The sequence below is a fragment of the Streptococcus sp. 27098_8_51 genome, assembly GCF_041432205.1.
In the GTDB taxonomy this organism is placed as follows: domain Bacteria; phylum Bacillota; class Bacilli; order Lactobacillales; family Streptococcaceae; genus Streptococcus.
On sequence record NZ_JAPVZE010000010.1, the window covers coordinates 50,269 to 64,561 of the forward strand.

A 14,293-nucleotide genomic window follows, 5' to 3' on the forward strand; every position below is an offset into this window, starting at 1 on the left:
TGAGAAAGAAAAGAATTTTTTTGAATTATCTAGTTTTTTTGGTATAATGTAGTTATAAAATAAATGTAAAACTTGTTATAAATATTCACTTAAGAGGATAATATGAGAAAAAGAGAACGGCATCAATTGATTAAAAAGATGATCACCGAAGAAAAACTTGGGACACAAAAAGAGATTCAAGATCGTTTAGAAGCTCGTAATGTTTATGTGACACAAACGACTTTGTCGCGTGATTTGCGTGAAATCGGCTTGACCAAGGTTAAGAAAAATGATATGGTGTATTATGTACTAGCAAATGAGACAGATAAGATTGATTTAGTTGAGTTTTTGTCTCATCACTTAGAAGGTGTTGCAAGAGCAGAGTTCACCTTGGTACTTCATACCAAACTTGGGGAAGCTGCAGTCTTAGCAAACATTGTAGATGCAAACAAGGATGAATGGATTTTAGGAACGGTTGCTGGTGCTAATACCTTATTGGTTATTTGTCGAGACCAGCACGTTGCCAAGCTGATGGAAGATCGTTTGCTAGATTTGATGAAAGATAAATAAGGTCTTGGGAGTTGCTCTCAAGACTTATTTTTAGCAAGGAGAGATGGAAAATGGCAACAGAAAAGCTATCACCCGGCATGCAACAGTATGTGGATATTAAGAAACAATACCCAGATGCTTTTTTGCTTTTTCGAATGGGTGACTTTTACGAGTTGTTCTATGAAGATGCAATTAATGCAGCGCAAATTTTGGAAATTTCCTTAACAAGTCGGAATAAAAATGCAGAAAATCCGATACCCATGGCGGGCGTCCCTTATCATTCTGCCCAACAGTATATCGATGTTCTGATTGAGCAGGGCTATAAAGTCGCCATTGCAGAACAGATGGAAGATCCCAAACAAGCGGTTGGTGTTGTTAAGCGAGAGGTGGTCCAGGTCATCACACCTGGAACGGTCGTTGATAGCAGTAAGCCAGACAGTCAGAACAATTTTTTGGTTGCCATAGACCGTGATGGCAATCAGTTTGGTCTGGCTTATATGGATCTGGTGACAGGTGATTTCTATGTGACGGGGCTATTGGATTTCACGTTGGTTTGTGGGGAAATCCGTAACCTCAAGGCTCGAGAAGTGGTGCTGGGTTATAACTTGTCTGAGGAAGAAGAACAAATCCTTAGCCGTCAGATGAATTTGGTGCTTTCTTATGAGAAAGAAGGCTTTGAGGATATTCATTTACTAGATTCACGTTTGGCAGCTGTGGAGCAAGCGGCAGCTAGTAAGCTGCTCCAGTATGTTCACCGGACCCAGATGCGGAAATTGAACCATCTCAAACCAGTTATCCGCTATGAAATTAAAGATTTCTTACAGATGGACTATGCGACCAAGGCTAGTTTGGATTTGGTTGAGAATGCCCGTTCAGGTAAGAAGCAGGGGAGTCTTTTCTGGCTTTTGGATGAAACCAAAACGGCTATGGGTATGCGTCTCTTGCGTTCTTGGATTCATCGTCCCTTGATTGATAAGGAGCGAATCGTCCAGCGTCAAGAGGTGGTGCAGGTCTTTCTTGACCATTTCTTTGAGCGTAGCGATTTGACAGACAGTCTTAAGGGTGTTTATGACATCGAACGTTTGGCTAGTCGGGTTTCTTTTGGCAAGACCAATCCCAAGGATCTCTTGCAGTTGGCGACTACCTTATCTAGTGTGCCACGGATTCGAGCGATTTTAGAGGGAATGGAGCAACCTGCCCTGGCCTATCTTATCAAACAGTTAGATGCCATCCCGGAGTTGGAGAGCTTGATTAGTGCTGCCATTGCTCCTGAAGCTCCTCACGTGATTACGGAAGGTGGCATTATCCGTACGGGATTTGATGAGACCTTAGACAAGTACCGTCGTGTGCTCAGAGAAGGGACTAGCTGGATTGCTGAGATTGAGGCTAAGGAGCGGGAAAACTCTGGCATCAGCACGCTTAAGATTGACTACAATAAAAAGGACGGCTACTATTTCCATGTGACCAATTCGCAACTGGGAAATGTGCCAGCCCACTTTTTCCGCAAGGCAACGTTGAAAAACTCAGAACGCTTTGGTACCGAAGAATTAGCCCGTATCGAGGGGGATATGTTGGAGGCGCGTGAGAAGTCAGCCAATCTAGAATATGAAATCTTTATGCGTATCCGTGAGGAAGTCAGCAAGTACATCCAGCGTTTGCAGGCTTTAGCCCAAGGAATTGCGACAGTTGATGTCTTGCAAAGTCTCGCAGTTGTGGCTGAAACCCAGCATTTGATCAGACCTGAGTTTGGAGAGGATTCACAAATAGGTATCCAAAAAGGGCGCCATGCTGTCGTCGAAAAGGTCATGGGAGCTCAGACCTATATTCCAAATAGTATCCAGATGGCAGAAGATACCAGTATTCAGCTGATTACAGGGCCCAACATGAGTGGGAAGTCAACCTACATGCGCCAGTTAGCCATGACTGCGGTTATGGCCCAGCTGGGTTCTTATGTGCCGGCAGAAAGCGCCCATTTGCCTATCTTCGATGCTATCTTTACCCGTATCGGAGCAGCAGATGACTTGGTTTCAGGTCAATCAACCTTTATGGTGGAGATGATGGAGGCCAACAATGCCATTTCGCATGCGACCAAGGATTCCTTGATTCTCTTTGATGAATTGGGACGCGGAACTGCAACTTATGACGGAATGGCTCTGGCCCAATCCATCATCGAATACATCCATGAACATATCGGAGCCAAAACTCTCTTTGCGACCCACTACCATGAGTTGACCAGTCTGGAGTCCAGCTTGGAACACTTGGTCAATGTCCACGTGGCAACCTTAGAACAGGATGGACAGGTCACCTTCCTTCACAAGATCGAACCAGGACCAGCTGACAAATCCTATGGTATCCACGTTGCTAAGATTGCTGGCTTGCCAGCAGAACTTTTAGCAAGGGCGGATAAGATATTGACTCAACTGGAGAATCAAGGGACGGAAAGTCCTGCTCCCATGAGACAAACAAGCGCTGTTACTGAACAGATGTCACTCTTTGACGCGCCTGCAGAGCATCCTATCCTAGCAGAATTAGCTAAACTGGATGTATACAATATGACACCGATGCAGGCTATGAATGTCTTGGTCGAGCTCAAACAAAAGTTATAAAAAAATCCCACTCACATTTTTGTGAGTGGGATTTTCTCTATTACTTTTTATGGGCCAAGAGTTGATTGATGTGGTCTACTTTTTTAGCTTCTCTTTTATAGAGAATAGTCCAGATGATGAGGTAGACAATCGCAAACTCTGGAATAAGCTGGAGATAGAAGGTCCAGTGGAAGGGGAACCAACCAGCCAGAGTTGCTAGTGGAACAAAGCCAGCCAGCATGAGGAAGAAATGGGAAAGTGTGGCACGGAGCAAGCTCCAGTCACGGCTGAATAAACGACTGCCAAAGCTAAAGAGAACACCGATAGCTGACCAGATGACCATACAGTAGAGCAAGACTAGAGCACCGTGAACCTGATGTTGAGCCATCGCTTGGCCGATAAGAGACTCGGGGCTTAGTGGGGCATAGGTATTTGGTGCATAAATGAGTGAAAAGAGGATAGAGAGGATGAGGCCGATAAGTACACCAGCGGCTGCATCGTGAAAGATTTGTTTTTTCATAGTTCTAATTTCTCCTTGATGGTTTTTAGGTAACGGCGTGAAGAGTAGGTGAAGCTTTCATTTTTTAAGAAAATTTCAACCAGACCGTTGGGCGTGAGCTTGAGATGAGAGATGGAGTCGATATTGACGATTTCTGATTGGGAAATTTGGATAAATGTGGTCGGCAGAATGTCAAGAACTTGATAGAGACGCAAATCAATAGTGTAGGTATGAGATGCAGTTTCTGCAAGAACCTTGCGATTCTCGATATAGAAGCGTTGAATCTTGCTAATCTTAACTAGATAGACCTGGTCATCAATCTTTCCTTTGATTGTTTCTTTTTGGTCAAGATTTTCTGCGAACTCGATGACTTTCTGGACTTTTTCGGTCGGCTGAGGAGTTTGGACAATCAGCTTTTCCTCCTCATAAGTCTCCTTAATCTGTAGTTCTACTTTCATAAATTTCCCTCCTTACATTTCATACAAAATTGTGATCACTTCCTGTACACCTTTATTAAACACTATTTTACGACCCATGGCAAGAGCTTTTGTCTATGTGGAGAGATTTGGAGTCTATGTGGTATTTGCTTTTTTTGGTAACATCTGAAATATGGTATAATAGCACTAATCAATTTCTAGGAAAATAGATACAGAAAGGGGCTGAAAGATGTCTCATATTATTGAATTGCCAGAAGTGTTGGCAAACCAGATCGCTGCAGGAGAGGTCATTGAACGTCCTGCTAGCGTGGTCAAAGAGTTGGTAGAAAATGCTATTGACGCGGGCTCTAGCCAGATTATCATTGAGATTGAGGAAGCTGGTCTCAAGAAGATTCAAATCACAGATAATGGTCATGGAATTGCCCACGATGAGGTGGAATTGGCCCTGCGTCGCCATGCGACCAGCAAGATAAAAAATCAAGCAGACCTTTTTCGGATTCGGACGCTCGGTTTTCGTGGTGAGGCCCTGCCCTCTATCGCTTCTGTCAGTGTTCTGACTCTGTTGACGGCGGTGGATGGTGCGAGTCATGGGACCAAGCTCGTTGCGCGTGGGGGAGAAGTTGAGGAAGTCATCCCAGCGACTAGTCCTGTGGGGACCAAAGTTTGTGTGGAGGACCTCTTTTTCAACACACCTGCCCGTCTCAAGTATATGAAGAGCCAGCAAGCGGAGCTGTCTCATATCATTGATATTGTCAACCGTCTGGGATTGGCTCATCCTGAGATTTCTTTTAGTTTAATCAGTGATGGCAAGGAAATGACGCGGACAGCAGGGACTGGTCAACTGCGACAAGCCATCGCAGGGATTTATGGTTTGGCGAGTGCCAAGAAGATGATTGAAATTGAGAACTCTGACTTAGATTTTGAAATTACAGGTTTTGTGTCTTTACCTGAATTAACCCGAGCAAATCGTAACTATATCAGCCTCTTCATCAATGGCCGTTATATCAAGAACTTCTTGCTCAACCGTGCTATTTTGGATGGTTACGGAAGCAAGCTTATGGTAGGGCGTTTTCCACTGGCTGTCATTCACATCCATATTGACCCCTATCTAGCTGATGTCAATGTGCATCCAACCAAACAAGAAGTGCGGATTTCTAAGGAAAGAGAACTGATGGCGCTGCTTTCAGAAGCTATTTCAAATAGTCTCAAGGAACAAGCCTTGATTCCTGATGCTTTAGAAAATCTTGCCAAGTCGACCGTGCGCAATCGTCAAAAGGTAGAGCAAACTATTCTCCCACTCAAAGAAAATACGCTTTACTATGAAAAAACAGAACTCTCAAAACCTAGTCAAGCTGAGGTGGCTGACCACCAGGTTGAATTAACTGAGGAGGGTAGGGACCTACCCCTGTTTGCTAAAGAAACTTTAGACCAATTGACTAAGCCAGCAAAACTGCATTTTGCAGAGAGAAAGCCTGCTAACTATGGCCAATTAGACCATCCAGAGTTAGATCTTGCTAGCCTCGATAAGGCTTATGATAAGCTGGAGCGAGAAGAAGCATCGAGTTTCCCAGAGTTGGAGTTCTTCGGACAGATGCACGGGACCTATCTTTTTGCCCAAGGGCGAGATGGACTCTACATCATAGACCAGCACGCGGCTCAGGAACGAGTCAAGTACGAGGAATACCGTGAAAGCATCGGCAATGTTGACCAGAGCCAGCAGCAACTCCTAGTGCCCTACATCTTTGAATTTCCTGCAGATGATGCTCTTCGTCTCAAGGAAAGAATGGCACTTTTGGAGGAAGTGGGTGTATTTTTAGCAGAGTACGGAGAAAATCAATTTATACTGCGTGAACATCCTATTTGGATGTCAGAAGAAGAGATTGAGTCAGGCATCTATGAAATGTGCGACATGCTGCTCTTGACCAAGGAAGTTTCGATCAAAAAATACCGAGCAGAGTTAGCCATCATGATGTCCTGCAAGCGGTCTATCAAGGCCAACCATCGTATCGACGACCACTCAGCTAGACAGCTCCTTTATCAGCTTTCTCAATGTGACAACCCCTATAACTGTCCGCATGGACGTCCTGTTTTGGTGCATTTCACCAAGTCGGATATGGGAAAGATGTTCCGACGCATTCAGGAAAATCATACGAGTCTTCGTGAGTTGGGAAAATATTAAGAACACAAAAAGCCTTTGTTCCTTTTCGAACAAGGCTTTAAAATTTTATTAAAGTGGGAACTTTGATTGGACATGGGCAAGTTGACACGAGGTTTACACTTGCTTGACAAGACCAGTCCTATAAAAAGTGTTGTGAAAACTGAACTAGGTGATTCAAGATTTTGTAGAGTCGTCATGGTCTGAATGATTCTCAAGGCCAATTACCCTATCAAGATAACGTTGTTTGGTTTTGAGAGCCTTGTTGATAGCAACTGCAGACGCAATCAAGAGAACGAAGGTCAGCCAGATCCAAGCAGTGAATTCAGCTGGAAAACTAGAACCAGCTAAAAAGAGATAGATAGCCAGAGCCAATACGAAAATATAAATCACCTGCCAGAGACCAAAGGATTTAACCTTTTTATAGTATTTGTCCTTGTCTCCCTCCAAGATCACTTCTGTAGAAGTTTTTTCAGAGTTTTCATCCAGTAAGAGATAGTCAGTTGTCACTTGAAAAATCTTGCTTATTTCAATGATTTTTTCAATTTCAGGAAGGACTTGTCCAGACTCCCATTTGGAGATGCTTTGCCGAGAAACATTGATTTGTTCTGCTAGCTTTTCTTGGGACCAACCTTTTTCCTTTCTGAGCTCAAATAGTTTTTCTGCGAGTTTCATCACTCTATCCTCCTTTTTCTTCTTTTATCCTAACAATTTTTACTTATTATGAGAATACAATCTCCTGTACTATTTGTCAACCAGAGGTTGCACTTGTGTTTGCAGTTTTCAGCAAAAAAATATGATATACTAGGTAAGAAAAAGCGAAGAAATTATGAAAAAGGAATGAAAGATGAAAGAATTTTTTGCCCTCCCCAAGCAAATTCAAATGCGGGAATGGATGAGCTTTGTAGCACGGATTTTAGAGAGTGCCATTACTCCTTTTATGGCCATGTACTATGTTCAATATTTTGGAGCCTTTTGGGCGGGGTTATTGATGATCACAACCAAACTCATTGGTTTTTTAGCTGGGCTGTATGGTGGACATTTGGCGGATCTTTGGGGACGTAAGAAAGTCATTGACTGGGGAAACTTTGGTCTTGCGAGTGGCTACTTTCTTGTGCTGCTGGCAAATATGCCTAATCATATTTTTCCCTTTTTGACTTTTGTCGGAATGTTGCTGGCAGAGACCGCAGGAACTTTCTCTTGGCCGGCTATTGATGCGATGATTATTGATTTGACCGACGAGCAAAATCGCCGTTTCGTTTATACGATTAGTTATTGGTTTGTCAATGTATCCGTTATGTTAGGAGCAGGGCTTGCAGGTTTCTTTTACGACCACCATTTTTTTGAGTTGCTTCTGGTTTTGACGGTGATTAGCTTCTTGAATTTTTTCCTCGCTTGGAAATATTTTTCAGAAAGCAAGCCAGCTAATCTGGTCTTTGAGCATGGTAGCAGTCCTTTGGCAACTGTGAAAAATTATGTTTCTGTTTTTCAGGACAAAATTTTCCTACTTTATACGTTAGGGACTGTATTTAATGGAGTTATCTGGTTGCAAATTGACAATTATATACCCGTTCATTTGAAAGAGTCATTCATCGCGAGTAGTATTTTCGGTATTCATATTTCAGGAGCTAAGATGCTCAGTATCATGGTCTTTATCAATACCCTGATTATTGTTTGCTTCATAACGACTGCCAATCGTTTGACCAAGGAAATGAAGCTCATACCGCAGTTTTTATTGGGAAGTATTATCTTTGACTTGGGTATGCTTTTCACCATTGTCTTCAGGAGTTTCTGGGCTCTGTTTTTGCTAGCCATTCTCTATACTATGGGGGAACTCATCTGCATGCCGCCAAGCCAAGTTTTACGGGCGGAAATGATGAATGAGAATAAGCTCGGAACCTACTCAGGTTTCCTTAATATGGCGCAGCCTTTAGCGTCTATTTTAGCGGGGGCGATGATTTCTATCAGCGCTGCAACAGGTGCTGTAGGTGTTTGGCTCGTTTTTATTGTGTGTGCAGTACTTGGGTTGCTTCTTATCATCAGAGCAGCGCATTTACAAGGAATTGCAAATCAATTATAGAAAGTGAAAATTATGTACGAATATCTAAAAGGAATCATTACCAAAATCACTGCTAAATATATCATCCTTGAGGCAAATGGTATCGGTTATATCTTGCATGTAGCCAATCCCTATGCCTACTCAGGTCAGGTCAATCAAGAAACTCAGATTTATGTGCACCAAGTTGTTCGTGAGGATGCCCATCTGCTCTACGGTTTTCGCTCAGAAGATGAGAAAAAGCTCTTTCTCAGTCTGATCTCGGTCTCAGGGATTGGTCCTGTGTCAGCTCTTGCTATCATCGCAGCTGATGACAATGCTGGCTTGGTTCAAGCGATCGAGACTAAGAACATCACCTACTTGACCAAGTTCCCTAAAATTGGCAAGAAAACAGCCCAGCAGATGGTGCTGGACTTGGAAGGCAAGGTAGTCGTGGCTAGTGATGACCTTCCTTCCAAGGTCGCAGTGCAAACCAGCGCTGAAAACCAAGAACTGGAAGAAGCTATGGAAGCCATGCTGGCACTGGGCTACAAGGCGACTGAACTTAAGAAAATCAAGAAATTCTTTGAAGGAACGACGGATACAGCAGAGAACTATATCAAGTCGGCCCTTAAGATGTTGGTCAAATAGGAGTATAATATGCCAAAACGCTGTGGTTGGGTAAAAATGAATAATCCCTTATATGTAGCCTATCATGATGAGGAGTGGGGGCAACCCCTTCATGATGACCGCGCTCTTTTTGAACTGCTCTGTATGGAGACTTATCAGGCTGGTCTGTCTTGGGAAACGGTACTCAACAAACGCCAGGCTTTCCGAGAAGCATTTCATGGCTATCAAATTCAAGCGGTCGCGGAAATGACAGATGGGGAGTTGGAAGCCTTGTTAGAGAATCCAGCCATCATCCGAAATCGTGCCAAGCTCTTTGCGACGCGTGCCAACGCCCAAGCATTTTTGCAAGTCCAGAAAACCTACGGCTCTTTTGACGCTTATCTCTGGTCCTTTGTTGAGGGAAAAACGATCGTGAATGATGTTCCTGACTATCACCTAGCACCTGCTAAAACAGCCTTGTCTGAAAAGTTGTCTCAAGATCTCAAAAAACAAGGCTTCAAGTTTACAGGTCCAGTCGCAGTTTTGTCTTTTCTACAGGCGGCAGGCCTGGTTGATGACCACGAGAATGATTGCGAGTGGAAAAACGGAAATTAGTGAGTCCAAGCGTCTAACTATCTGAGAAAATAGAAAAAGCTGAGAAAATTATCTCAGCTTTTTGATTATATGCTAGTAACTTTTATAGTGCAGTAAGAAATGTCAGTCCACCTAAGACAACGCCAGCTGAGTTTGGAATAATTAGTATCCAATCCTTCTTAGGCTCTTTTGTCCATCCGTAAATAACCCAAATTAAACAAGATACTGCTGCGGATAAAGGCTGGAATGGTTGAGCTTTGTTGCCTTGTAAATTGGCAAAAATTTGTGGGATGTAGGCGATAAATACAATAATCCCGATAAAGGCTCCAATTGAACCGACAATTTGATTTATTTTTTGTTTAGTCATATACACCTCCTCTAAAAAGATATCATAGAAATAAGCAAAATGCAATAAATTCAGACACAAATTGTAACGAAAATCAATACCAAAGCACAAAAATGGAGAAATTGTTTATTTTTTGTTATAGTCAAAGCGAATGACTTGCTTCTGTGTATCCACATAAGCGTGAACGCCAAAGGGTACAATGGCTCTTGGTGTGGCGTGACCGACATTCAGATTATAGACAATCGGGATATTGCTGTCAATGATATCCAATAGTGCTTCCTTGTAGTCGTCATAGAAGGTTTCATCCATTGGCTTTCCGACCAAGAGTCCACTGATAACCCCAAATATCCCCGTGTCCTTTAAAGTCCGCAACATTTTTTTGAAATCATCAGGTTCAGGCTTTTCTTCGCTTGTTTCTAGCAAGAGAATCTTTCCTTCCCAGTCACATAAGTCAGGGAAGAGTCGGTACTCTTGGCAGAGGTCCGTGCTGTCTGCGTATCGAGAATTGTCAAAGATATCATAGAGGGACTCAAGACAACCACCGAGGATTTCTCCCTCAAACTGGGCATTGCCTTGTAACAAGTCAAAACCTGTATTTGCATGGCTGACACGAGGTGTTCCCAAGGCATTGGGACTAAAATCAGTCCGTTCCTCATACCAAAGGTCGCTAGGGCGGATTTCTGAGATTCTCCCAGTCTCGATCAATTCTTTAAAGTAGTGAAGGCTATAAGATAACATCTCCTTGTCTAACTCACAAATGTCCGCTAGAAATGATTGGCCGTAAAAAGTCTTGATTCCTAGTTTGTGTAGCATAAGGTGGTTCATGGTCGTATCCGAGAAACCGAGAAAAATCTTTGGTTTGATAACCTTTTGTAGTTGGTCATTTTCAAAAAGATAAGGTAGCAAGCGATAGGTATCGTTTCCACCAATGGCGCATAGGATCATGTCGATACTATCATCAGAAAAGGCCTGAATCAAATCCTCTGCACGAGCTTCAGGATGTTCTTTGATAAAGTCCAAGCCCTTTAGCGAATGAGGCAAAAAGATAGGGTTGAGTCCGAGGTCCTTGAGACGTTGAATACCCAAGTCCACTTCGTGCTTGACAAAGTCTTCACCCATAGTCCCACTAGATAAACTTATAATACCAATAGTAGAAGTCATATATTATCCTCCTAAAAATAAATTGATTGTGCCTATTTTATCACAAAAGGTGAGAGAAAACTATAAGAATCAGACTCAGAAGTTCTGTTGGATATCAAGAAAGCAAGTGAAAAAGCAACCGCCTGTGCAGTTGCTTTTCGTTTTTCTAATCTCACTAGATATGAGTTACTTGGTCAACTCTTGATTATAGGAGAGGGCTAAATCAATCCAGTAAGGAAGTTCTTTTTGACCTTCGATATCTAGGTCTATATAGCCATGATAAGGTCGCCCTCTCATCAATGTAGTACGAGCTCCTGTTCGGGGTAGAACTTGCTTTTCCGTTTCTTTGCCAATTCTCACCATAACCAGCTCGTCCTTTCTGGAACTGACTGTAAGGACCATTTTCCCACGAATCATAAAGGCCAGGCCACCAAACAGTTTCTTTTCTTCTAACTCTTCTTCGAAAATTTGGGGAGGAAGTTTAAGTGCTAGAATTTTTCGAATCTGCTGAGCTAAGGATTGACTATATGCCATAGCTTTTCACTTTTCTTAATAACGTGATGGGCCCGCGCTTGCGCTTCGGATATTGAAACGTTTCTTGAGATAGAAGCGAAGGGCGAGAAGAGCAGCCCCTAGGATAGCCAAAGGCAATGGAGCAAGGACTGGATTGAGGTTGGCTGGTAGGAAGCTTGTTGCAAAGAAGACAACCAACCAAAGGACCATAGAAGCCAGGATAACGAGGATTGACTTCCAGAATGGAGGACGTTGGCTACGGTCAGTGTCCGGTCCATAGTACTGGTAGACAAAGTAGTACATCAAGTAGAAGGCAAGTCCTCCTACAAGCCCAACCAACAAGAGGGTAATCAATCCATAGCCAATGGCCTGATCTGTAGAGAAGAAGGTAGTCAGAGCGCTAACCAATGCAAAGAGACTGGTGATAAAAAGGGCTGAGTCCATAATCATGAGTTTTGGATCGTCATTTTCTTTTGGATGCTCTTTTTCGTATTGCTCCTTGACAGTGAAGCTATGAGCCCAGTGGGTTGGAGCCCCGTAGAGGGAACGTGCAGTCGTCCCTTTGGCTTGCTCTTCAAGGATTTGGGGGATGACTTCCTCAAAGACGGCCTTGATTTCAGCGTCTGTTTTACCATCTTTGATAAATTGTTGGGTAGCGATATGGATAAACTCTTGGTTTTTTTTGGTTAGTTTTTGTAAATCAATCTGAGACATAGGGATTCCTCTTAGAACCATTTTTTATGGATGAGATAGAGAGTGAGCGAAACACTCATAGCAAAGGCGATAAAGACGATTAACCAGAAGGCGTGTGGCTCACCGTTTAGAGGGATTTCATTATCCTTGAAGTTCATCCCATAGGCTGAGAAGATCATGGTTGGGACAGACATAACGATGGTCACGAGAGCCAGGGTCTTCATGATGTTGTTCTGGTTATTGGAAATGATAGAGGCAAAGGTCTCTGTCATAGAGTGAAGGACATTTCCATAGATATCTGCCATCTCGATGGCCTGTTGGGTTTCAATCAGGGTGTCTTCGAGTAGGTCTTCGTCTTCTAGGTATTTCTTGATATTGCTAGTTGCGCTAGTCAATTTCTTAATCACGCGCTCATTTGTCTTGAGGGAGGCTTTGAAATAGACGATGGTCTTTTCCAATTCCATGAGCTCGATCAGTTCTTCGTTTCGAGTAGACTTGTGAAGTTGACTTTCGATTTGTTCACTCTTACGGTCGATCGAACGAAGGGCCGTAAGGTAAAGTTCGGCGTTGCGGTAGAGAATCTGGAAGATAAAGCGTGAACGCATGAAGGTGTAGAAGTTGCGCAGTCTACGGTTGATAAAGACATCAAGAACAGGTAGTGATTCCAAGCAGGTAGTGATAATGGTTTCCTCGGTGATGATAATCCCTAGCGGAATCGTTACGTAGTAGGTGCGATTGTTTCTTTCCTCTGTGATGGGAACGTCCACGATGATCAAAGTATACTCGTCTTCGATGGTAATACGGGACATTTCTTCCGCATCGAGCGGTGCTCGAAGGTCGGCAATGTCAATGTCGAAGGCGTTAGCGATTTCCAACGATTCATTTTGTGTAGGATTGACGAGGTTGATCCAAGTACCCGGTTCAAGCGTGTCGATCTCTTTAAATTCAGTTGTTGTTGAGAGAAAAACTTGTTTCATATCCCCTATCCTTTCCTACTATTTCAGTGTTTGATTTTTTGCACCGTACTATTATACTACAAAATCGGCTTTTTGGGTAATAGAATTTCACATTTTTTGGTATAATGGAAAGCAATAATGGACTAGAAAGAACAAATATGCAAGATAAAATTGTGATTCATGGGGCGCGTGCCCATAACTTAAAAAATATTGATGTGGAGATTCCACGAGACAAGCTAGTCGTTGTGACTGGTTTGTCAGGGTCTGGGAAATCCAGTCTGGCCTTTGATACCCTTTATGCGGAGGGGCAACGTCGCTATGTAGAGAGTCTATCAGCCTATGCTCGACAATTCTTGGGCAATATGGAAAAACCAGATGTGGATGCCATTGATGGTCTCAGCCCAGCTATTTCCATCGACCAGAAAACCACCAGCAAAAACCCTCGTTCGACCGTGGGAACCACGACTGAAATCAACGATTATCTGCGTCTCCTCTACGCACGTGTGGGGACGCCTTACTGTATCAACGGGCACGGGGCTATCAAGGCTTCTTCTGTAGAGCAAATCGTGGATAAGGTCTTGGAATTGCCAGAACGTCAGCGCCTGCAAATATTAGCTCCTGTCATTCGTAAGAAAAAAGGGCAACATAAGAGCGTCATTGAAAAGATTCAGAAAGATGGCTATGTTCGTGTTCGTGTGGATGGGGAAGTTTATGATGTGACCGAAGTGCCAGAGTTATCCAAGAGCAAGCAACACAATATCGATGTTGTGGTCGACCGTATTGTCATCAAGGAGGGCATCCGTAGCCGTCTCTTTGACTCCATTGAGGCTGCCCTTCGTATCGCAGAAGGCTATGTGATTATTGACACTATGGACGATTCTGAGTTGCTCTTTTCTGAGCACTATGCCTGTCCAGTTTGTGGTTTTACTGTCCCAGAATTAGAGCCTCGACTCTTCTCCTTCAATGCTCCTTTTGGATCTTGTAGTGAGTGTGACGGTTTGGGCATCAAGCTAGAGGTGGATGTTGACTTGGTGGTTCCTGATACCAGCAAAACTTTGCGTGAGGGAGCCTTGGCACCTTGGAATCCTATCTCATCCAACTACTATCCAAATATGCTAGAGCAGGCCATGACAGCCTTTGGAGTGGATATGGATAAGCCTTTTGAGGACTTGTCAGAAGAAGATAAAAACTTGATTCTCTACG

The 14,293-nt window shown here is 43.3% G+C and carries 14 protein-coding genes and 1 pseudogene; 7 read left to right on the forward strand and 8 right to left on the reverse strand.

The genetic code is table 11. The features are described from left to right. The first annotated feature begins 102 nt into the window (after window positions 1-102). Both argR and mutS read left to right on the forward strand, forming a co-directional pair. On the forward strand, window positions 103-549 hold the full coding sequence (argR, locus tag O3622_RS07170; RefSeq protein WP_001231483.1) for an arginine repressor: 447 nt from the start codon (window positions 103-105) through the stop codon (window positions 547-549). A gap of 50 nt (window positions 550-599) precedes the next feature. Beyond that, a complete protein-coding gene (mutS, locus tag O3622_RS07175; protein ID WP_049519235.1) occupies window positions 600-3,134 on the forward strand; it encodes a DNA mismatch repair protein MutS in 2,535 nt (844 codons plus the stop codon). Between the two features lie 40 nt (window positions 3,135-3,174). On the opposite strand, the gene O3622_RS07180 is transcribed toward mutS, so the two are convergent. Both O3622_RS07180 and O3622_RS07185 read right to left on the reverse strand, forming a co-directional pair. Further along, window positions 3,175-3,633 (reverse strand): DUF3021 domain-containing protein, encoded by a 459-nt coding sequence (locus O3622_RS07180; protein ID WP_000743970.1) that lies wholly within the window; start codon window positions 3,631-3,633, stop codon window positions 3,175-3,177. Next, window positions 3,630-4,070 (reverse strand): LytTR family DNA-binding domain-containing protein, encoded by a 441-nt coding sequence (locus O3622_RS07185; RefSeq protein WP_000861944.1) that lies wholly within the window; start codon window positions 4,068-4,070, stop codon window positions 3,630-3,632. The genes O3622_RS07180 and O3622_RS07185 overlap by 4 nt, the downstream gene beginning before the upstream one ends. A 208-nt stretch (window positions 4,071-4,278) precedes the next feature. Between O3622_RS07185 and mutL the strand changes: the two genes are divergently transcribed. Then, on the forward strand, window positions 4,279-6,228 hold the full coding sequence (gene mutL, locus O3622_RS07190) for a DNA mismatch repair endonuclease MutL (protein WP_042903011.1): 1,950 nt from the start codon (window positions 4,279-4,281) through the stop codon (window positions 6,226-6,228). Window positions 6,229-6,381: 153 nt separating this feature from the next. Here the strand turns inward: mutL and O3622_RS07195 are convergent, their stop codons facing one another. Next, window positions 6,382-6,879 carry a helix-turn-helix domain-containing protein gene (locus O3622_RS07195; RefSeq protein ID WP_042903010.1) on the reverse strand — a complete coding sequence of 166 codons (498 nt, stop codon included), beginning with the start codon at window positions 6,877-6,879 and terminating at the stop codon, window positions 6,382-6,384. Window positions 6,880-7,051: 172 nt separating this feature from the next. Between O3622_RS07195 and O3622_RS07200 the strand changes: the two genes are divergently transcribed. The 3 genes from O3622_RS07200 to O3622_RS07210 are packed head-to-tail and all read left to right on the forward strand — an operon-like array spanning window position 7,052 to window position 9,463. Further along, entirely contained in the window at window positions 7,052-8,284 is a 1,233-nt protein-coding gene (locus tag O3622_RS07200; protein ID WP_000657470.1) for an MFS transporter, read from the forward strand. A 12-nt stretch (window positions 8,285-8,296) separates the two neighbouring features. Next, a complete protein-coding gene (gene ruvA / locus O3622_RS07205) occupies window positions 8,297-8,890 on the forward strand; it encodes a Holliday junction branch migration protein RuvA (protein ID WP_000273401.1) in 594 nt (197 codons plus the stop codon). Between the two features lie 9 nt (window positions 8,891-8,899). Next, window positions 8,900-9,463 carry a DNA-3-methyladenine glycosylase I gene (locus O3622_RS07210; RefSeq protein ID WP_371607274.1) on the forward strand — a complete coding sequence of 188 codons (564 nt, stop codon included), beginning with the start codon at window positions 8,900-8,902 and terminating at the stop codon, window positions 9,461-9,463. 82 nt (window positions 9,464-9,545) lie between these two features. Here the strand turns inward: O3622_RS07210 and O3622_RS07215 are convergent, their stop codons facing one another. The 5 genes from O3622_RS07215 to O3622_RS07235 all read right to left on the reverse strand — a co-directional run bounded on the left by O3622_RS07215 (window position 9,546) and on the right by O3622_RS07235 (window position 13,111). After that, entirely contained in the window at window positions 9,546-9,809 is a 264-nt protein-coding gene (locus tag O3622_RS07215; protein WP_000166112.1) for a SemiSWEET family transporter, read from the reverse strand. A gap of 105 nt (window positions 9,810-9,914) precedes the next feature. Then, on the reverse strand, window positions 9,915-10,949 hold the full coding sequence (locus O3622_RS07220; RefSeq protein WP_303408215.1) for a S66 peptidase family protein: 1,035 nt from the start codon (window positions 10,947-10,949) through the stop codon (window positions 9,915-9,917). A 165-nt stretch (window positions 10,950-11,114) separates the two neighbouring features. Then, the gene (locus tag O3622_RS07225; protein WP_044021494.1) at window positions 11,115-11,462 is read right to left on the reverse strand and encodes a TfoX/Sxy family protein; all 348 of its coding nucleotides are present in this window, start codon (window positions 11,460-11,462) and stop codon (window positions 11,115-11,117) included. 15 nt (window positions 11,463-11,477) lie between these two features. After that, complete coding sequence (locus O3622_RS07230; RefSeq protein WP_044021492.1) at window positions 11,478-12,155, reverse strand: DUF1129 domain-containing protein; 678 nt, start codon at window positions 12,153-12,155, stop codon at window positions 11,478-11,480. A gap of 11 nt (window positions 12,156-12,166) precedes the next feature. After that, window positions 12,167-13,111, reverse strand: a complete 945-nt coding sequence (locus tag O3622_RS07235; protein ID WP_000815620.1) for a magnesium transporter CorA family protein — start codon at window positions 13,109-13,111, stop codon at window positions 12,167-12,169. 137 nt (window positions 13,112-13,248) lie between these two features. On the opposite strand from O3622_RS07235, the pseudogene O3622_RS07240 reads away from it, so the two are divergent. Further along, window positions 13,249-14,293, forward strand: a pseudogene (locus O3622_RS07240) (excinuclease ABC subunit UvrA); the annotation flags it as partial.